The following is a 21094-nucleotide window of genomic DNA, read 5'->3' as shown; positions in this document are numbered from 1 at the left end:
ATTTGATTATCGTTATTATTTCACTAATATATACTAAAATCTTCAAACTTAGATATTAGAAAATTAATGAAAAACTATAATAGATTACTATTTTCATCATTAGGTGCTGCTTTTGAGTTCTATGATTTTGCAATATATTCTGTATTTGCTGTAGCTATTGGTAGTAAGTTTTTTGATAAAAGTAGTTCTATAAGCAATACTTTATTGGTTTTTTTAGTTTATATCGTTGGCTATCTTGTGCGTCCTATTGGTGCTTGGGGATTTGGATATATCGCTGATAAGAAGGGTAGAGCATTTGTCTTGAGGCTTAATATGTTCTTACTATTTTTTGCGACTCTAGCATTAGCTTTTTTACCCACGATAGAAAGTATTGGTGTTTTAGCTACTATTTTGTTTGTTGGATTGCGCTGTGTACAATCATTGGCGGTAGGTGCTGAGATACCTGTGTCAGTAGTATATATTGTCGAGAACTACCCTCAAAGACAAGGCTTTATGACAAGTATAGTGTTTTGTTGTTTGAGTATTGGGATTATGATGACATCACTTGTACTGTTTATATTAAATCATTTTACTAGCCAAAGCTTTATAGAAAATTACGGTTGGCGGATTGGATTTTTTATAGGTGCTTGTTTTACATTTATATTATTTTTCTTGAGAAAAAATATTGTAGATATTCCTAAAGTTACTGAAATGTTAGATAAACCTCGCTCTGAAAACTCTATGTTTATTGTGAAAGTAATTGTTGGTATAGCCTTAGTTGCTTGTATTGCTATGTTAACTACTCAGCTATATATGTTTTTACCTGCGTATAAACAAATGTATGTAGAGTCAAATTATGATATTTCTAGTTTACTTCTAACTGGTTCTATAATTATGGCGATTAGTTGTTTGTTAGGCGGTTTTATTAGTGATTATGTATCTAAGTCTAAGATGATGGCGCTATTGATTTTGATAAGTATAGCAGTAACCCCAATCTTCTATAAAAATATGATTGCCGGAACTGATGTTTTTGCATGTTTTATTATTTTGTCAATTATAATGGGATTTTTTGCTTCAACATACAATGTGATTATTACAAATTTTTTTAGATTAGAGTATAGATGTCGTGGTTATGGTATTGCCTATAATCTGGGATATCTGATATTTTCTGCAGGTATACCCGCTTTGACAATATCACTTATAGCTACAACTAATAGCCTTTTAGTACCGGTGTATTTAGTTGTATTTGCTGGAGCTGTATCATTTTTTGGGATTGCTACGGCTAGTTGGTTTATGAAAAAGGCTTAAATATCATCGCCGAAGGATCTGATTTGAATTGATTATATAGTTCTATTATATATCTATCGGTCATAGATGATATGTAATCGCTTATTATTCTAGCTTTACCATGAGAGCTATGAGTGTTATAGAATATAGCACCAATATCATCTGGTAGTAGGCTTTCATCCGGAGTTGAGCTAATCAAAATATCAAAAATCTCTGAAATTATCTCTCGACCACGATACCTTAAGACATTAAGTTTAGGTGATTTTATTATTTTAAATAAAATATATTTTTTAAGTACTTCGACTTGTTTTCTAATTTCATTATTTAAATATACCTTTGAAATAATAGGAACTTCTAGGTTTAGGTCTAGCTCAATATTTTGAATGCAACTATTGACTAGTTTCGAGGTTAGTTTTGTACGTAACAAGCTATTATTAGCAATATTTTTTGATATCTTGTATATCTCCGTGCTATCTATATTGAAATCAATATAATCTGAAAATATATCTTTGAGGATATTTTGAATTTCATCTTTGGTTATCTCTAAATCGTTAGGCATTGCATTATAGATTTTGTCTAGAAGCTTGTTATCAATGCTTGCCATAGATAGTGGATCTATAAATCCGCCTTTAAGAGCATCTTCGACATCATAAGTTGAATAAGCAATATCATCTGCTACATCCATAATATAACATTCTATAGTTTTGAAGTTTTCTGTAGTTGTTATGCCATAGGGCTCGAGGAGCTTATGTTTGATATCTTCAACTAGTCTTGATTCTTCATTATAGTAGCCCTTCGTAAGCTTACCTAGATCACTAATTGGTGGAATAAGCTGATCATATTTTATAGTTGCTGCGAGAGTTCTATATGTTAGGTTTAAACCAAAAGTTTGCTTTTGATCAATATCTTTTTTCGCAGTATGTGATATTAGTCGTAGCGTCTGAGCATTACTTTCAAAACCACCAAAATTACGCATTTTTTTATTTAAGGCAACTTCACCATTATGACCAAAAGGAGGGTGACCAATATCATGACAGAGTGCTGCTGTTTCAATTAGATCATAATCTAAATTTAGACCATGTTCTGTGTTGAGTTTAACAGCTATAGATTTAGCTATTTGCGCTACTTCTAGAGAGTGAGTAAGCCTATTTCTAAAAAAGTCATTTTCAAAACTAGGGAAAATTTGTGTTTTTGCTTGAAGTCTTCTAAATGATGAAGAGTGGACAACACGAGCATAATCCCTTCTAAAAGGAGAAAAGTTATCTTTTTTTGATATATCATTATTTTGTCTTAGATAATCATTTTCATGATAAAGATTTAATGCCATATATACTCGAATATAATTTGTGATTATATATTAAATATTAGAGTAAATGATTAGATATGCAATATTTTAGTAGTAAGAAAGATAAAGAGATTAAGAATAATTATTCTTGAACATCAAACCTGCCAAGCATCATAACTTTATGCCAAGCTTTTGCAAAGTCGTTTACAAATTTTTGCTCATTACCATTTTCAGCATAAACTTGAGCCACAGCTTTAAGTTCAGAATTTGAACCAAAGATTAGGTCTACAGAAGAAGCAGTCCACTTTTGTGCACCAGTTTTTCTATCTATACCGATATACTCACCATTGTTTGTGTCAGATTTTTCCCATTTTGTAGACATATCAAGTAAGTTTACAAAGAAGTTATTATTTAACTGACCTGGAGTTTTGGTAAATACACCTTCTTGAGAGTCATCGTAGTTTACATTTAGTGCACGCATACCACCAACTAATACTGTCATTTCAGGGATATTTAAATTAAGCATACTTGCTTTTTCAACTAATGCCTGAGGTAGTTTATTAGATGCTAGACTACCGTCACTATAGTTTACAAAGCCATCAGCTTTTGTTTTTAGATAGTTGAAAGAAGCAATGTCAGTTTGAGCTTGGGTAGCATCTGTTCTACCCGGTACAAATGGTATCTCTATACTATAGCCAGCTTCTTTAGCTGCTTGTTCAACACCTACATTACCACCTAGTACTATTAAGTCAGCTAATGATACTTTAGTGCCATCAGTTTTGCTATTGTTAAAGTTGGTTTGAATCTCTTTAAGCTTAGCAAGAACAACTTCAAGTTTAGCAGGTTCATTCATTTGCCAATCTTTTTCAGGAGCTAAAGCAATTCTTGCACCATTTGATCCACCTCTATAGTCGGTTTTACGATAAGTAGAAGCTGAATCCCAAGCAGTTCTTATAAGTTGTTGATTTGTTAATCCAGAGTTTATGATATCTTGCTTAAGTTGAGCGATATCTTGAGCTGATACTTGCTTGTAGTCAGCAACTGGCACAGGATCTTGCCATATAAAGTTTTGTTCAGGAATCCAAGGACCTATATATCTAGATTTTGGACCCATATCTCTATGAGTCAGTTTAAACCACGCCTTAGCAAACTCTTCTTTGAATTCTTCAGGATTCTTATAGAATTCTTCAGCATATTTATTAAATATTGGATCTTCTTTTAGCGCTAAGTCTGTTGTAAACATAATAGGCTTATGTTTTACCCCTGGCTTATGAGCATCAGGAACCATATTTTCTGGCTTAGCATCTGTAGGAGTCCATTGGTGAGCTCCAGCAGGACTATGAGTTTTTTCCCAATTTAGATTATACAAGTTATGTAGGAAGTCATGGTTCCAGAAAGTCGGTGTAGAAGTCCAAGAACCTTCGAGACCACTACCCATGGTGTCATCACCATTACCTGTACCATAACTGTTATGCCACCCAAGACCTTGCTGTTCAATAGGAGATTTATCTGGAGCAGGACCAATATCCTTTTTGATATTTTTTTCAGGAACTGCACCATGAGTTTTACCAAATGAATGTCCACCAGCAATAAGAGCTACAGTTTCTTTATCTGTCATGCCCATACCGCCAAATGCTTGACGAATATCGCTAGCAGCACCTTTGATATCCGGTTTACCATCTGGCCCCTCTGGGTTTACATATATTAGTCCCATTTGTGTTGCTGCATAAGCTGGAGCAAGTTTGCCATCTTTGACATTGCTAGACATTAGCTCTTCAGGAGATACACCCCAGTTTGTATCATCACCTTGCCAATCATCTTCTCTACCAAAGGCAAAACCAATCGGCTTCATACCCATAGATTCTAGAGAAACTGTACCAGCTAAAACAATCAAATCAGACCATGATACAGCATCACCATATTTCTGTTTGATTGGCCATAAAAGCTGTCTTGCTTTATCAAGGTTAACATTATCAGGCCAGCTATTTAGTGGAGAAAATCTTTGCTGGCCACGATTAGCACCACCACGACCATCTACTACTCTGTAAGTACCCGCATCATGCCAAGATAGTCTAATAAAAAATGGCCCATAATTACCAAAGTCAGCTGGCCACCAGTCTTGAGATTGGGTTAAAAGATTTTGCATATCTTTCTTAAGCTGTTCTGTATCTAGCTTTTTGAAAGACTGATGATAGTTGTAATTTTTCCCCATTGGACTATCGAGTTTATTCAAATTGCGTAGTGGAGATAAATCTACACTTTGAGGCGTAGCCACTTCTGTACTTTTGTCATCAGCAATAGCACTACTGGTTGCTAATAGCATACCTGACATTCCTAATGCCGTTACAATTTTTTTTAGCATGGTGATTTCCTTACTATAAAGTTAACTATTAATACAAGATTTTTCTTATATTCTCTAAATTAAACCAAATCCTATGTTTAAAATAAAATTAAGGTCTATAAGTGATTGTATGTAAATGAAAAAGTCTAGTCAAATAGTATATGGTTATAAGCTCTATAACAAATTCTTATAGATAGAAAATAAATAGTAATTTAGATGTTTTTGGAAAATTATATTTATTTGATACATGCATGCGTATAAGATCCTACCCATTTTCTAGTATATCCTGATTTACATGAACAGACCAAGTGCGCATGATTATTATGTAATCCTTTTGTTGGATCACATCCTTCTAAGTACATATAGGTTGTATCATGAACACCATTAGGATGAGGACATCTTGCACTTACAAATCCACCGTAACGATCTCCGGGATTACCTGTTAGGCTTATATATGCCCAATCGCATCTTCCCGGGGATGATCCTGATACTCCTCCCCAAGAGCCACTAGGACTATTGACTAATTCTACAGCATCAATATATCTTTGATTATTGATAGTTGCTTGATCTAAATCACTTTGAGTACCACATTTTAAATTACCATACTCTTGATATGGTATTCCACCAGCTGCTTTGCATTCAGATAAGTTTATGCTCGATGTAGTATAAAAAGTTGGTAGCTCACGAAGTCGTATATGCGTAGTTGGAAAGGTGCATGATATATTATATTTAATATTTTCTGTTCCATAAGAGTATTCTAATAGTTCACATCTTCCCGTATTTGTTAAAACTCCATTTTTTAGAGCAAAGCAAGTAGAGCAAGTTATAATAAATAAAACAATAGATATACCATAATTTTTCATATTTTATCTTCCTACAAATTTTTATTTAGGCCAAGTATCACAATAACTCAGAATTTCCTGTGCTGTCTGTCCATTATAAGTATTGCCTAGACTACTCCATGCTCCCCATTTTCCAGAATATAAAGGATCTTCAAACTTATTTTCCCATTTAGCTGAATAAAAAGTTCCATTTCTAATTACAATATCATTTGCCATATATGTAATAGAATCATGCCACTTATATATGTCGTCTACTTTCCATACATTGCTATTATATGGATCAAAACCTTTACTAGCCCACCATTTATTAACAAATCGTTTACCATCAAATATGACTTTTATGGAGGTATCTCCATATGTAATATTGCCACTATATGGTACAACCCAATCTGAATTAGGTGGGGTATATATTCTCCAACTACTATCATTAAAAGGAGATCTCGTTGTCCAATATTGAGCTATAAACAGTTGATTGTTTTCATAACATATGTCCCCTGTATCATATTGGTTGCCATTAATACATTGTTTATATATCGATGTATCAATGCTTGGATATGCACCATTACAGTTTAGATATTCTTGAGCTAATATATTGTTTGAATATGGAGAGGTAATTTCATCTCTATACGGAAAAATTATATTATATGGCTTAATATCTGTAGCGCTCATTCCGGCAATAACTTGCCCTTGCAATTCTGTAGGCAATTGATCGATTTCATCTTGTGTTAGTGTTGAGCCAAGATTTTCCCAGTGTCGTGTATTATTCGGAGATTTATTTTTGCTATTACTTGTTTTTTGAAAAAACTCTCCATTATATATGACAACTTCTCCTTTAGCATATTTATCAATATTTTTACTAAAACCATATATACCATTAACTTGCCAACCACTGTTACTATTACTTGGATCTTGATTTTCACCATCTTGAGTATTTTCAAACAAAATACTATCATATACGACTAGATCTCCCACGCTATAGTAGGCACCTTGTGTATATGGAGCCACCCAATCAGGATCAGGATAATAAACTCTCCAATTAGAAGCATTTTCAAATGGTAGTCCTTGAGCATTATTTGTATGAGCTATAAATAGTATTCCATCCTCATGGCATATATTTCCTTTATTATATATTTCTCTAGCAATACACATTGGGAAATTTAAAGGATTTGGATATCTAGCATCTTCATAATTTATGTCAGTATCTTCCTCAATAGGTACACACTCTAAAGCAGATATATCAGCAATAAAATCGTCTAAAGAAGATTTTATAATACAACCTTGGGAAGAGTTTATATTATATACTCCAATTGATACTTCCCAAACTCCGTTATTTAACAACCATCCTTGTGATAAATTAAATATGCCAGTGAAATTTGATGGTAAATTAAGGTAATGTTTTGATCCATCAGTATTTGTAAAAGTAAGTTCATTATCATTGTTAATAGATAAATCTCCTATGTACCCAACATCTGCATTAGTAAGAGTATCATTTGAATTAAGCTGTATTTGTGATAGAGCATGATAATCTACAGCTGGAATATTTAGTGAAATTGAAGATCGGTCTATAACATTATCTTGGCTTATATATTTGTTACTAATTACTCTAATATTTACGTTTTTCTCGTAATTATTTATAGTTAGTTTTATATAGTAGTCTAACGCTCTTGTCGTATATCCATCACCTGCTAAAATAAAAGGTTTTACTTGTAAGCTGGCTTCATTTAAGTCACTATTTGTAGTTTCATAAAAATATTTACCACTTTCTATATCTCTATATTCTGCAATCTTAGGAAGTATTAGATTTTCTGAATAATCAAAAGAACTATTTGCTATACTGTTGGTAAATGCTTCTTGCATAGAAGACATTTTATGGATTTTTTCTGTTTGATTCTTGCTTAATACTGAGTTTGAATATGAAATATTAAATAGTGTATAGCTTACAAGTAACATAATAGTCGCTATGCTTATAGCTGCTATTAAAGCTACCCCTTGTTGTGATTTCGCTAGTTTAATATTACGTCTCATTTTAAAATGGTCCACCAACTTCGTTAAAAGAGATTATGGCTTCTTGTTCTTTGCCATCTAATAAATAGTTTATTTTTATTCCTTTTACTTCTCTATTCCACAATCTTTTATATTGATCATTTGCATTTTGTTCTGGAGCAACTCTTTGCCACGTGTTATTCAAGTTATAACTTATCTGTAGATCAGAAACACCTTTAAGTAGTATTTGTTCGCTAACTTTATTGCTTCCTGTATAAAATATCTCATATAATGCATATTCTTTTTGACCAGTATCTCGAATGTATATGATTTTGAAACTATAATCTGTATATAATACCGAGCCAGATGGAAAACTATGATCTATCTTTTTAGATAAGTGAATGAGGTTATCATTATCAGTAGCAGTTTCACTAGCACTTAATAGTGTTTCTTCTTGTCCATCTGTTAACATCATAAATGTACCACTTTCAACACTAGAGGTATTATCATCAACTAATCTTAAGATACTTTGATCGCCACTAGATATAGGAGATGTTAGAGTTTGTGGTGAATCAATCGTTTGAAGGACTAAGATGTCTGTTCCAATTTGTACATTAGCAGGATAATCTTTATCACTAATTAATGGAGCTTGTTGTGCATAAATTAGGGGATAATCAAAGGGGTTAATTTCTAGGGTTTGATCTACGGATACATTTTTTTTTATTAAAAATGAACAAATCATATTACCACTAATATAAGAATTATTTATTAAGTTTTGAAAAATAGCTCTTGCTTCAATATTTCTATTAAATGTATTAAATTTTTCTATAGAGGATTTATAGCCTGTATGCATTTGATAGAGACTTTGTATAATTAATGTTGATACAAATATCATAATTGTAATAGTAAGAAGAACTTCTATTAGTGATATTCCTTTATGTTTTTTTGAATAAATCATTTAAATATTTAAACTCATTTTTAAATTAGGATCATTTTTACTTTGAAATATCCAGGTACTTCCTGATATTTGAATATCAATATTATTTGTAGGAGTAGTATCTAAACTTCCAGTTATAATAAATTCATTAAATCTATTGTTAATAAGATTTGTTAAATTTTTATTTTTATTTATAGAGTTTACGGTATTAAAAGTTTTATATAATGCAAATTCAAAAGCTAGTATACTTGAGCATATAATAGTCATGGCAACAATTAATTCAACAAAGGAAAGTCCTTTTATATCTTTATGTCTTAAAGAATTATTAAGCATTTTACACTATCTCAGTAATTTAAATAAACTATGTATTAATTTAATATTTAGTATTATATTTTAAATTTTAAATTTTGCAAATTTATTATTAATATTGTATTTTTATAAGTTGGCAAATTTGAAATTTTATTATGTTATAATTTTAATGTTAATACGTATTTTTTATAAAAATAATTAATTTTTAATTAATAAGTGCTGTTCTGAAAAAATTAAATTAGCAGATAAATAATTAAAATATAAAAAGCATATTTAGGAGTTTAATCAAAAAATGAGAATAATATATAGAATTTTTATTATAAACATATTATTGATAATAATTCCTAATATGGTGCTTGCATTTGTAAAGATTAATTTTGTTCCTACTGATAGTGGAATGTATAATCTAATAACAAAAAAGGAATCTTCTTCAGTCATAAACTTACAGTTAACATCTTTACAAAATGATCAATATAGTAATATGGGATCATCTGTTTCAATAGATACGGGCATTACTTTAAACAATATTGTGACTATTCCAATATCAATTAATAATAATCAGTTTATAGATAAAGTGATAGTAATTCCAATGGAGTCTGGTACTTCAGGTGATAAGTTTTCATCTATTGATATATTAGATGCTGATTTACAAAATCTTAATACTTCTATAGTAGCAACTTCAGAAATTAACTCTATTCCTATTATTATAAAAAATAATAAGGGTATCTTTCTCATATATGCATCTCATGAAAATTCTAATAATGATACTTTAAAAATTTATGAAATAAATATAGATAATAATTCACTCTCTGAGATACTATCAGTAGATAGTTATGAGAACATAAGTAAAATAATCCCTTTGGATGAAAATACTCTAGTAATTATTGAGAAAAAATTTGATTTTTCTGTAGTTGCATACATATATAGTATTTCTAAGCAGGAAGCTGTATATAGTCATGCATTAACAACAGATTCGAATGTAAGGGTTGAGTATGATCCTAATATGTATAAAACTAGTATAGTATCTGATTTAGATGATATAGATATAACTAATGCTCCATCACCATTTGGGATTACAAAAATATATTAAATATTACAAGCATCATTATTTAGAGGGTCTTCGATGGTAATATTTCCTGTAGAATTAATTAATATTCTTTTATAGGCATCATTTTTTTGACATAATGTTAGAGTTCCATCTAAACTATGGCCTTTTCCTTTTATTTTTATAAATGATGTAGTTGGAAAGCGACTCCATTGATAATAAAAATTTGGATTAGGTGTCTCAACACGTCCAAGTAAATAATCATCTTTAGAGTTATACTCACTTGTTCCATCGTTACTAATAAAAGAAATGATAAATTTGCCTGCCCATAAATTATTTGTATCGCAAGTTATGCCATTATTTGAGGAGCAAATAACTACATCTTTATTATTTTGTAGTCCAGATATCCTTGCTTTTTTCATTAGAGTATAAATTTCATCAATTTGATTGTTTTGATAGTATTTATCCATTTTAAAATAACTAATAGTAGCTATAGCAAGTATTATTGTGATTACGAGTACTACTAGTAATTCAACTAATGAGTAAGCATTAATATATTTTTTTATCATATTCTTATTTAAATGAGATAAAAGAAGTGCTTTAAAGCATAACATACATTAAGTAAATATTTTATTAATTTAATATATGTTTAAGATAAGTTGTGATTAATATAATTTTTATTGTAATGGGTTCTGCAATTGATAATCTTATATTTTATAGTCCACCAGTGATATCAATAATAGTACCGGTGCAGTAGTTTGCACCATCTGATAATAACCAAATAACTCCACTAGCAATCTCTTCAGGATAACCACCTCTTTTAAGCGGAATTTTGTGTTTGATTTTATCAACTCTAGCAGCATCACCAGATAGTTTATGGATATCTGTATATGTAGAGCCAGGTCTTATACAGTTTACAAGGATTCCTTCATCAGCTAGTTCTTTTGATAAACCTTTTGTAAGAGTATCAATTGCACCTTTGGTACAAGCGTAATCTATATACTCATTAGGCGAGCCTGAGCGAGATGCACCAGATGATATATTAATAATCTTACCACCGCTATAACCATATTTTTGCGACATATTTTTTATAGCATGTTTTGCACATAGAATATTCCCAATAGCATTTACTTGGAATACTTTTTGTAGACGATCAATACTCATATCCTCTAGACGAGAAGTATGAAAAATCGTACTAGCGTTATTTATAAGCGCATACATGGAGCCATGGTCAGATATAAACTCATCAAACATTTTTTTGATATCTTCTTCATTTGCTATATCAGCACAATAAGTTGATATATTGATATTATAGCTAGATAGCTGAGTCTTTAGCTTATCAATATTCTCATGATTTTTATTATAATGTAAACCAACATTATAACCAGCTTTTGCTGCAGCTAAAGCTATGGCAGATCCAATCCCACCATTAGCGCCCGTTATTAAAATATTTTTAGTCATTATTAAAGCTCAATAATTTATTTTATCGCAATTCTAGCAGATGCCCTCAAGCAAGTCTCTTTCTACAGCGATAGCAGCTTGTTTTTGTGAGTCTTTGAGGTTATTAATCAATATTGAGAATATATATTGCTTATCATTAGTGTAAAGATATCCAGATAGAGAAACTGAAGTTGTTCCAGTGCCGGTTTTTGCATAAACTTTGCCTTTTAATATGACGCTTGAGCGATTTTTAAGTGTACCGGTTTCTCCATATATTGGTAGTAGACTCCTAAAAAGCTCAAAACTCTTATGCTGAGATATCTGTTGTAATAGATTACTAATAAAATCAGCTGATAATAAATCATTATCTGACATTCCAGCACCATCTTCAATTTGAATTTGGCTAGTGTCAATTTTAAGCTTACTTTTTAGTATTTCACCAATAGCATTTTTGCCGGATACGATACTTCCGACTTGATTATACTTATAGCCTATAGTTCTTGTGATTGTCTGAGCATAAAGATTATCGGATACTAAAAGCATATGTTTTAGCAACTTTGTTAGATTAGCTGATTTATGATCTGCTAAAAATATTAGATTTTTTGGAAGTTTATTTGTGACTTTTATTTGTTTGGATGATGAAATTTTAAGCTGTGCAAGTTGAGCTAAGACAGCTTGTTGCATATGTCGTTGAGGATTTTCTATGGCAAAGTTAAAGGTATAGTTGTTTAATGGTAGGCAACCACTAAGAATAAGTTTATGATCCACATAATTAGAGCTAAATTGGCAAGTCTTTAGCTGCTCTGGTTTAGCTACAACTAGCTTATTCACAAAATTAATTTTCTCACCATCAGTTTGCTTTATTTTGAAGGAGTTAGAGCTTGGTGTAAGTTGAAGGGTTATTGCATTTTCATTCAAGTTATATATTGAGCTTGGGGCTCCGTAACCAAATATAGAACTAGTATTGCTTTGATTGATAGGTGTATCACGCCCTTTAAAGTAGCTGTTTACAAAGTAGATATCCTTTATGTTGCGGATATGTTTTTTTTGTAAGCTCATTAAAAGTTTATTTAAGTCCCCGGTAGTAAAACTCGGGTCACCTGAAAACTCAATATAGAGATTGTTAATGGTATGATTATTAATATAATCATAATATATAGCAGTTGAGTATTTAAAGTGTTTACCAAGAAATAGTAATCCTGAGATGCCCGTTAATAATTTAGTGTTACTAGCGGGCATGAAGTTTTTGTTAGAGTCTTTTGAAAAAATAACGGCTTTATTCTGAGAGTCAATAATTTTGATCCCAATTAGTGCTGATTCAAGATTATGATATTTTATTGAGTTATTTAGTTTTTCATTTAACTCTTCAGAGTTAAATGAGAATGCTAAGTGAATTGTTAGTATGAAAAATAATAATGATTTAAATATTTTTGTAGACATTAAAGTCTTTGTACTTAACTTTCAGAAGCTTGATTATAACTAAGATTCCAACAGATAGCTAATAATGCAGTAGCAATTACACAAGAGCCTAATAAGAATATAAATACAGCATCCCAACCTAGCATAGTTGCGATAATACCAATTACAGCTTGAGCACCAACTGTACCTAGGAAGTAGCCAAATAATCCTGTGAATCCAGCTGCAGTACCACCAGCTTTTTTAGGGACTAAGTCCAAGGCTAATATTCCGATCAGAGCGACAGGTCCGTAGATAAGTACACCCATAGCAGATAGTGAAAGTAGTAATATCCAAGCAGTGTCGCTGTACCAGTATACAAACAAAGCACCCATAAATAAAAGCATACATATCACACCCATAGGAGCTCTACGACTACCAAAATATTTATCTGTTATCCAGCCAATTATTATAGTTCCCGGAATCGCAGGTAACTCAAATAATGCAAATCCCAAAAGTCCCGTAGTTGTTGACATGTGTTTAACATGAACAAGGTAATATGTTGACCAGCTTAAAAGACCATATCTAGCACAATAAACAAAAGCATTTGCAAATGCAATTAGCCAAACCCATTTATTATTTAGGACATATTTAAAGAAGATTTCTTTAGCTGAAAACTCTTGTTCATGATGAGCTTCTGAAGTTGTATAGCCTTTGTATACTTCTATAGCTGGTAAACCCACTGATTGAGGAGTATCTGCACCAAAAATTAGAACTAATATTGATACAAATATACACATTGCACCAGCAACATAAAAAAGACCGTGCCAGTTATCATTGAATATTAGTAAACCAATAGGTACAACCGCAATAGCTAAAAATCCTGCTCCGACATTATGAGCAGTATTCCAGATTCCCATTTTTGTGCCGCGCTCATTAGCACAGAACCAGTGTGTCATAATACGTGCACATGCTGGCCATCCCATACCTTGCACCCAACCATTGATAAGCATAGCAATGAATAACACAAGTACGCCTAATGATAATAAGCTAGGTAATATTAGGTTTATAAGTCCTGTGATAAATAATCCAATAGCCAAAAATATCTTTGCATTACTTCTATCTGAGATATTTCCCATCAAAAATTTACTTATACCATAAGCTATACCTAAACCCGCTCCAATTAGTCCAAGCTCATCTGGAGTTAAGGTTGTAATATACTGTTTTGATACATCGAAACTACTACGACCAAAATAGTATGTGAAATAACCTATATAGGCTACCAAAAACATTCTTAGGCGCCAATGAGGGTATGCTTTTTGAATTTGCTCTTTAGCTAATAAAGGCAGAGCTTTTGCTGGTTTAAGGAAATTCATCGTTAATTAGTAAATCTTAAACAATAATAGCTTGCTAGTTTAGTTTAAATTTTGGTATTCGGCAATATAAATTAACTGTTTAATTTTAATGTTTTAAATAATGATCAGAATTTTTTTGGAAAAGGAATATTGGGATAGGCAGGTGGTAAATCTAAACCTTTGGCTGCTTCTACACCTCTTAGTATATCTGGTCTATCAGTGATGATACCGTCAACTTTCCAATCGATTAAGTTATTGATAACTTTATAATTAAAATCGCTACCTTCATCTTCTGTCCAGCCCCAAGTCACAACTTTGACACCTAGTTTATGAGCCTCTTCAACATCTTTTTTAGTTAGATCTTTTTCATAAGGTTCCCAGAATGTACCACCTAATTTTTTGACCACCAATGGATAATTGTAATTATAGTCTTTAGGGTCAAGTGGAGCTGTCCATTTTTGATAATCCGTAAGTTGTTTTGCTTGTTCAGCATTCATTGGTTCTGTTGTATGATCTGTCAAGTATGCTGTTTTGACTTTTGGATTTAATTTCTGTAAATCTACTAGAGCTTGCCATTCAAAAGATTGTACTTCAACATTATCAGTCATATCTGTTTTAACCAAAACTTTGTTTAAAGCTTCAGCCATTTCTTCTGCTGACCAGCTTGCATTTGGATCATAAGGGTTGGTTTTTATCTCGATTTGCAGACGAACTCTACTGCCAACATTAGATTTGACATAGTTGATAACTTCTTCTAAGGTTGGCATATGAACATTGTCCATGCCAATATGGTCTGGATACATCTTAGCTGTAGCAGAATTAGGCTTTATATATCCAACTGTGTATTTTTTGACTTGATCTAAAGTGAGATCTTTTATTGGAGTCTTTTCTGTTATCCAATTACCATTTTCATCTTTTGTAAGATCTGGGTTTAGTGTTAAATCGTGTGTTACAACTAAAACTTTGTCTTTAGTCATATTTATATCCATATCAATAACATCGACACCAACACGCATAGCCTCTGTATATGCGGGCAAAGTGTTTTCTGGAGCAATAGGTCTAAGACCTCTATGAGCATAAATATTTATAACATCAGCAGTAGCAATACTAACACTACATACTGCAAAAGTAGCAACGGCGATCTTTTTAAACATTTTGATTTAAGTGGTTTTGGTTTAAAACACAAATATAATTACTTTTTTATTATTAAATAGCAATATTTTTATATCAGAAAAATGGTTTTTTATGATAGTTGTTTACTTTATAATCACCGTAGTGATTTTTATCTTTGATTAGTGATGTCGATTAGAAAAAAAATTATAATTGTATCGATTATATTTGTTATTTTTGTCTTAGGATTTATTTATTATATTAGTAGATCGAGTATTAAAGTAATTCCTGGTTACGTTAGTACAGATGTTAGATATATATCTTCACAGGAAAGTGGTAGGCTACTTAGATTAGATGTAACTCAAGGAGAGTATATTAGAGAGGGGCAATCATTATTTCTAATTGATTCATCAAAAAATCAGACTTTATTAGATTCAAATAAATTTCTGTATAGTGCATCTCAGGCAGTCTCAGAAAATATGTCTAAAGGTAAAAGACAACCATATATAGAAAAGACAGCCATCGATATATCTAATGCTAAAGCAAATTTAGCCGTTGCATCTAAAGAGTATCAGCGCCAACAAATGTTATTAAAAGATGATAGTACTTCTCAAAAAGAATTTGAACAGGCGCAAAGTAAATATATCCAAGCAAATAATCAAGTTGAAGCATTAGAGGTAATGCAAATTATTAATAATTTACCTGCTCGAGAGGGTTTGCGAAATGCGGTTGACTTTATGTCAAAATTTATCAATAGTAACTCTAAATATTTACAACAAAAAATCAGTTCAGCAGATGTTAAATCACTAGAAAATGGTTATGTTTATCAGGTTTTTTATCACAAAGGTGAAGAAGTGCGTGCGTATAGTCCAGTAATGACTATTATTAATCCTGAAGATGTATATATTGTATTTTATTTATCAAAGGATAATTTAGCTAACCTACATATTGGCCAAACTATTAAATTTATTACACCTAATAATAAGAGTTTAGAAGCTAAGGTTAGTTATATCTCACAAAAGGCTGAATATACACCGCCATTATTGTATGGCATAAATTCTGATTCAGAGATTTCTTTTGAAGTGCATGCTAAGGTTGATTACTCCGCAAATAGCTCTGAGATTCATATCGGAGAGCCTGTAAAGGTAGAGCTAGGATGATAAGTGACAAAGAGGATCAACTAATAATAGATGTCAAAAACCTTACCAAAGTCTATGGTGATAAAACGGTAGTTGATAATATCTCTCTGCAAGTTAAGCAAGGGGATATTTATGGTTTTTTGGGACCTAATGGTTCAGGTAAGACAACCTCTATAAGAATGGTATGTGGTCTACTTCCAATTACAAAAGGTGAGGGTACTTGTCTTGGTTATGATATAGGTACTCACGCGAGTATTATCAAACAGCAAGTTGGTTACATGACTCAGAAATTTACACTCTATCCTGATCTTACAGTTAGAGAGAATCTCAAGATTTTTGCGCGACTTCATAGTTTAAAAAATATTAAAGAAGCTGTTGAGAAGACTATAGATAATTTACAGATAGGTAAAGCTAGAGCAAATCAAAAAGCTTATGAGTTATCAGGTGGCTGGAAACAACGATTAGCTTTGGGTGTGGCAACAATTCATGATCCTAAATTATTACTATTAGATGAACCTACAGCCGGAGTAGATCCAAAAGCACGTAGAGAATTTTGGGACTATATATCAACACTATCAAGTAAAGGCATCACAACATTGGTATCAACTCACTATATGGATGAAGCAGAAAGATGCAATAAGTTGTCATATATCGCTTATGGAAAGCTGTTATCTAGTGGTACTCAAAAAGATATTATTGATAGCTGTGGTATCAAAACATACAATATTTCAGGCAAAAATGTTTATAGCCTTGTGTTAGAGCTTCAAGATAATACTGAAATTGAGCAAGTATCAATGTTTGGTAGTAGTGTACATCTTAGTGTTAAAAATAATGTTGATATTACACACATTCAAACAAAGTATAATCAATTTGAATGGCAATCAATAGAAACATCACTTGAGGATGCTTTTATATATTTGATGAGTAGCCAAAAGGATAACTTTGCATGAAGTATTTTGATATTAATAGATACTATGCGATTTTTCTCAAAGAAGTTATTCATATGCTTAGAGATAAAGTCACAATTGGACTAGTGATTGGTATACCACTTATTCAGCTAATACTATTTGGCTTTGCTATAAATATGAATCCAAAGCATTTAAGTACAGCAATAGTTAATGCTGATAAGACACTACAAACAAACTATCTAATCGAGAAAATTAATAATACGGGTTATTTTGATATCAAATATCAAGACATCTCAAGAGATGATGCGACAACACTAATGCGTAAAGGTAAGGTACAGTTTATCATAGATATACCGCCTAACTTCACTAAGCAAGTTTATCGTGGTGAATCTCCGAATATTCTAATAATAGCAGATGGAGCAAATGCAACTTCAAACTCAGGTGCTTTACAAGCTGTTGATAAGGTCAAAGAGATATACAGTCAATACTTTTCTAATAAACAAATACCTCAGCCACAGCCTTTTAATTTTGTAATCCATAATAAATATAATCCAGAGAGTAAAACACAAAATAATATCGTACCAGCATTGGCAGGAGTGATTTTGACTATGACTATGGTTATGGTTACATCTTTGACAATCACACGCGAGAAAGAGTATGGAACTATGGAATCTCTGCTTGCAACACCTGTTACCTCTCTAGAGATTATTTTCGGTAAGATTACTCCATATATTGTGGTTGGCTATATTCAGTTATTGCTTATTATAATATTTGCCAAAGTAATATTTGGAATAACTATAGTTGGTAGTATTTTACTATTACTTATCGCAACTTTTCCTTTCATTATTGCAAATCTCTTGGTGGGTATTACATTTTCAACTATTGCTGACACACAATTACAAGCAATGCAAATGACATTTTTCTTTTTCTTACCATCGATATTGCTGTCAGGGTTTATGTTTCCATTTGATGGTATGCCAGAGTGGGCACAAGTCATAGGTAATATTTTACCATTAACTCATTATCTAAATATTGTCCGAGAAATTCTTCTCAAAGGAGGAGGATTCTTTGATATCCTCAATAGTATTTACCCACTATTGATTTTTATGATAGTGGTTTCGATAATATGTGTTAAAAAATACAAAAATACTATTTAGATTATTTAGATGAACTTTAATTCTACTTAAATACAAATTTCTTTTATGGTATCTTTAAGGCTTAAAAATTAGAATCTAAAAAATTAGGAAATAAGTTTGTTAAATTATAAAGAGAATTTTGTTGGCAGGAACATCAAATCAGATGTATTATCTGGTTTTGTAGTTGCAGTTGCTCTTATCCCTGAAGCTATAGGCTTTTCATTTATTGCTGGAGTATCTCCTACAGTTGGTTTATATACTGCTTTTATATTAGGTTTGATAACAGCTCTTATAGGTGGTAAGCCTGGGATGGTCTCTGGAGCAACTGGAGCAGTAGCAGTTGTGTTAGTAAGCTTAGGTATTCAAGTTAAAGCATCACTTTCTCCTGAGATGCTTCATAGCTTAACAGCTTCAGGAGAATTGAGTAGTTATATCTTACAGTACATATTGTTATGTGCGATTATGGCTGGTGTTATACAAGTTATAATTGGGATACTTCGCTTAGGTAAGTTGATTAGACTAGTACCACAACCAGCGATGTATGGTTTTGTTAATGGTTTAGCAATAGTTATCGCGCTAGCGCAAATACCATTATTTAGAGATGAAGGAATTGCAATGTATGTTCTAGTTGGTGTAACTATGCTGATTGTTTACTTCTTACCTAAATTTACTGACAAAGTGCCTTCAGGTCTAGTAGCAATTATTGTTATAACAGCTGTAGTAGTATTCTTCAAATTACAGACAAAAAATGTCGGAGATTTGGCAGATATCTCTGGAGCATTTCCAAGTTTTGCATTGCCTAATATTCATTTGACTATGCAGTCATTTCTTATAGTATTACCTTATGCTGTGATTGTTGCACTTGTTGGCTTGATTGAATCACTGCTAACATTATCAGTGCTTGATGAAATGGATAATAAGCGTGGTAATGGTAATCAAGAATGTATCGCTCAAGGTACTGGTAATATTGTTTGTGGTTTCTTTGGTGGTATGGCTGGTTGTACTATGATAGGTCAGTCGATAATTAACTTCACAAATGGTGGACGTGGGCGTTTATCATCATTAACAGCAGCATTGCTATTGATATCTTTTGTAGTTGCTCTATCTGGGTATATATCTTATATTCCTGTCGCGGTTTTAGCTGGTATTATGTTTATGGTGTGTATCAATACTTTTGAGTGGGAGAGTGTTAATCGTATCCGTTATATGCCAAATTCAGATAAGGTGGTTTTAGTAGCAGTTACTGTTATTACTGTATTTTCAGATTTAGCGATTGCTGTTATCTCTGGTGTGATTATTTCAGCTTTAGTTTTTGCTTGGAAAAGTTCACAAGTACATAGCCGTACTCACAGAGAAGATGACAATACAAAAGTATATGAGTTTTTTGGACCACTATTTTTTGGTTCAACATCTTCGTTTAAGAGCTTATTTGATGTAAATTATGATCCAGAAAGTGTTATATTAGACTTTGCTAACTCTAGAGTTATGGATATCTCCGGAGCTGAGGCAATAGATGATATTACTAAAAAATACTTAGATTTAGGTAAGAAAGTTACGCTTAAACATCTAAGTGAGGATTGTCGTAAAATACTCAAAAGTGCAGGTCCATACTGTGTTTTTGAAGAAATAGATCCAACTTATAAACTCGCGAGGGATGTCTAATGGAAAAGATTAAAATAAATACTACTAATGCACCGCAAGCTATAGGTTCGTATGAGCAAGCTATAAAAGTAGGAAACTTTGTATATACTTCTGGTCAAATACCACTAAAAGCAGATGGCACTATGTCTGGAGAGTGTGTTAAAGAACAAACTACTCAAGTCATGCAGAATCTAAAAGCGGTATTAGAGGCAGCTGGCTCAGGTCTAGATAAAGTAATCAAGGCAACTATTTTTATCAAAGATATGACAGAGTTTAAGCTTATTGATGAAGTTTATGGCTCTTTCTTTAATGGTAATTTCCCAGCTCGTTCATGTGTAGAGGTAGCTAGATTACCAAGAGATGTGAGAGTTGAAATAGAAGCAGTGGCTTTAGCAGAGTAATAATTTTCTAATATACTATCTTTTAGTAGAAGAGATTATAAAGTTTAAAGCCTAAGACAGTAATTATCATCACTACAGAAGGGTAGAATGTTAAAGTAAACCCTAAAGCTCTGGCACTGGCTCCTTTTCTATAATTGACAAAGAATAATACTCTTCCTAGAGCAAAAGTGAAAGCTGCGAAAATGATAGTTGACATACTTTGAGCTGGCATGGCTGCAGACCAAGCAGTGTATGCTACAAAAGCTATGCATAATTGTTCTAAAGTATTTTGTATTAAAGATTGTAGGATCTTAGCTTGCTGTGATCCTTGTGTTAACCCGCTACCATTTATATCAGTATCACTAAAGAAGCGATATTTTGCTAACCTTGCTACGGCAATTATAAGAAATACTCCGGGAATTATTAAACTATTAAAAGCTATAGTAATTTTATTATCTATTTTTTCCAAATTAAAAACATCACATATTGATCCTATAGCAACTATCAAAACAGATAGAACTATTCCAATTAATAATCCCTGTAAAACGCCTTTTTGTTCATTGGTCATCATATCTAATCCTA

At 32.0% G+C, this 21094-nt stretch carries 19 protein-coding genes; 7 read left to right on the top strand and 12 right to left on the bottom strand.

The genetic code is table 11. The features are described from left to right. Positions 1–66 precede the first annotated feature (66 nt). Complete coding sequence (locus tag F0R75_RS05680) at positions 67–1287, top strand: MFS transporter (protein WP_149368020.1); 1221 nt, start codon at positions 67–69, stop codon at positions 1285–1287. Here F0R75_RS05680 and dgt read toward each other — a convergent pair. The 6 genes from dgt to F0R75_RS05650 form a co-directional block, all read right to left on the bottom strand. After that, positions 1271–2593, bottom strand: coding sequence for a dGTP triphosphohydrolase (gene dgt / locus F0R75_RS05675; protein ID WP_149368021.1), 1323 nt, complete (start codon positions 2591–2593; stop codon positions 1271–1273). The genes F0R75_RS05680 and dgt overlap by 17 nt on opposite strands. A gap of 100 nt (positions 2594–2693) precedes the next feature. Continuing rightward, a complete protein-coding gene (katG, locus tag F0R75_RS05670; RefSeq protein ID WP_149368022.1) occupies positions 2694–4913 on the bottom strand; it encodes a catalase/peroxidase HPI in 2220 nt (739 codons plus the stop codon). Positions 4914–5128: 215 nt separating this feature from the next. Next, positions 5129–5755, bottom strand: coding sequence for a hypothetical protein (locus tag F0R75_RS05665; RefSeq protein ID WP_146421108.1), 627 nt, complete (start codon positions 5753–5755; stop codon positions 5129–5131). Between the two features lie 21 nt (positions 5756–5776). Then, on the bottom strand, positions 5777–7759 hold the full coding sequence (locus tag F0R75_RS05660) for a hypothetical protein (protein WP_149368023.1): 1983 nt from the start codon (positions 7757–7759) through the stop codon (positions 5777–5779). A gap of 1 nt (position 7760) precedes the next feature. Further along, positions 7761–8675 carry a pilus assembly FimT family protein gene (locus F0R75_RS05655; protein WP_149368024.1) on the bottom strand — a complete coding sequence of 305 codons (915 nt, stop codon included), beginning with the start codon at positions 8673–8675 and terminating at the stop codon, positions 7761–7763. Beyond that, positions 8676–8987 (bottom strand): hypothetical protein, encoded by a 312-nt coding sequence (locus F0R75_RS05650; protein ID WP_146421111.1) that lies wholly within the window; start codon positions 8985–8987, stop codon positions 8676–8678. Between the two features lie 268 nt (positions 8988–9255). Between F0R75_RS05650 and F0R75_RS05645 the strand changes: the two genes are divergently transcribed. Next, positions 9256–10053 (top strand): hypothetical protein, encoded by a 798-nt coding sequence (locus tag F0R75_RS05645; RefSeq protein WP_149368025.1) that lies wholly within the window; start codon positions 9256–9258, stop codon positions 10051–10053. Here the strand turns inward: F0R75_RS05645 and F0R75_RS05640 are convergent. The 5 genes from F0R75_RS05640 to F0R75_RS05620 all read right to left on the bottom strand — a co-directional run bounded on the left by F0R75_RS05640 (position 10050) and on the right by F0R75_RS05620 (position 15358). Continuing rightward, positions 10050–10577, bottom strand: coding sequence for a GspH/FimT family protein (locus F0R75_RS05640; RefSeq protein ID WP_187985998.1), 528 nt, complete (start codon positions 10575–10577; stop codon positions 10050–10052). The genes F0R75_RS05645 and F0R75_RS05640 overlap by 4 nt on opposite strands. A 145-nt stretch (positions 10578–10722) precedes the next feature. Further along, the gene (locus tag F0R75_RS05635) at positions 10723–11469 is read right to left on the bottom strand and encodes an SDR family oxidoreductase (protein WP_149368027.1); all 747 of its coding nucleotides are present in this window, start codon (positions 11467–11469) and stop codon (positions 10723–10725) included. Between the two features lie 33 nt (positions 11470–11502). Then, positions 11503–12888, bottom strand: coding sequence for a D-alanyl-D-alanine carboxypeptidase/D-alanyl-D-alanine endopeptidase (dacB, locus tag F0R75_RS05630; protein WP_149368028.1), 1386 nt, complete (start codon positions 12886–12888; stop codon positions 11503–11505). Between the two features lie 14 nt (positions 12889–12902). Continuing rightward, the gene (locus F0R75_RS05625) at positions 12903–14219 is read right to left on the bottom strand and encodes an MFS transporter (RefSeq protein WP_149368029.1); all 1317 of its coding nucleotides are present in this window, start codon (positions 14217–14219) and stop codon (positions 12903–12905) included. A 104-nt stretch (positions 14220–14323) separates the two neighbouring features. Then, positions 14324–15358, bottom strand: coding sequence for a glycerophosphodiester phosphodiesterase (locus F0R75_RS05620; protein ID WP_394367476.1), 1035 nt, complete (start codon positions 15356–15358; stop codon positions 14324–14326). Between the two features lie 138 nt (positions 15359–15496). Between F0R75_RS05620 and F0R75_RS05615 the strand changes: the two genes are divergently transcribed. The 5 genes from F0R75_RS05615 (at position 15497) to F0R75_RS05595 (ending at position 20533) form a co-directional block, all read left to right on the top strand. After that, positions 15497–16468: an HlyD family secretion protein gene (locus F0R75_RS05615; RefSeq protein ID WP_149368031.1), complete on the top strand. Its 972-nt coding sequence runs from the start codon at positions 15497–15499 to the stop codon at positions 16466–16468. Next, positions 16465–17397, top strand: coding sequence for an ABC transporter ATP-binding protein (locus tag F0R75_RS05610; RefSeq protein WP_149368032.1), 933 nt, complete (start codon positions 16465–16467; stop codon positions 17395–17397). Before F0R75_RS05615 ends, F0R75_RS05610 begins: the two co-directional genes overlap by 4 nt. Further along, complete coding sequence (locus F0R75_RS05605; RefSeq protein ID WP_149368033.1) at positions 17394–18512, top strand: ABC transporter permease; 1119 nt, start codon at positions 17394–17396, stop codon at positions 18510–18512. The genes F0R75_RS05610 and F0R75_RS05605 overlap by 4 nt, the downstream gene beginning before the upstream one ends. Before the next feature lie 96 nt (positions 18513–18608). Continuing rightward, on the top strand, positions 18609–20153 hold the full coding sequence (locus tag F0R75_RS05600; protein ID WP_149368034.1) for a SulP family inorganic anion transporter: 1545 nt from the start codon (positions 18609–18611) through the stop codon (positions 20151–20153). After that, the gene (locus F0R75_RS05595) at positions 20153–20533 is read left to right on the top strand and encodes a RidA family protein (RefSeq protein ID WP_146421122.1); all 381 of its coding nucleotides are present in this window, start codon (positions 20153–20155) and stop codon (positions 20531–20533) included. The genes F0R75_RS05600 and F0R75_RS05595 overlap by 1 nt, the downstream gene beginning before the upstream one ends. 22 nt (positions 20534–20555) lie before the next feature. Here the strand turns inward: F0R75_RS05595 and F0R75_RS05590 are convergent, their stop codons facing one another. Beyond that, positions 20556–21083, bottom strand: coding sequence for an MAPEG family protein (locus F0R75_RS05590; protein WP_246145941.1), 528 nt, complete (start codon positions 21081–21083; stop codon positions 20556–20558). Positions 21084–21094 lie beyond the last annotated feature (11 nt).

The sequence above is a fragment of the Francisella marina genome, from assembly GCF_008369785.1.
In the GTDB taxonomy this organism is placed as follows: Bacteria; Pseudomonadota; Gammaproteobacteria; order Francisellales; family Francisellaceae; genus Francisella; species Francisella salimarina.
Note: the sequence above shows the minus strand (reverse complement) of the source record. Positions and strands in the feature narration are given on the sequence as shown.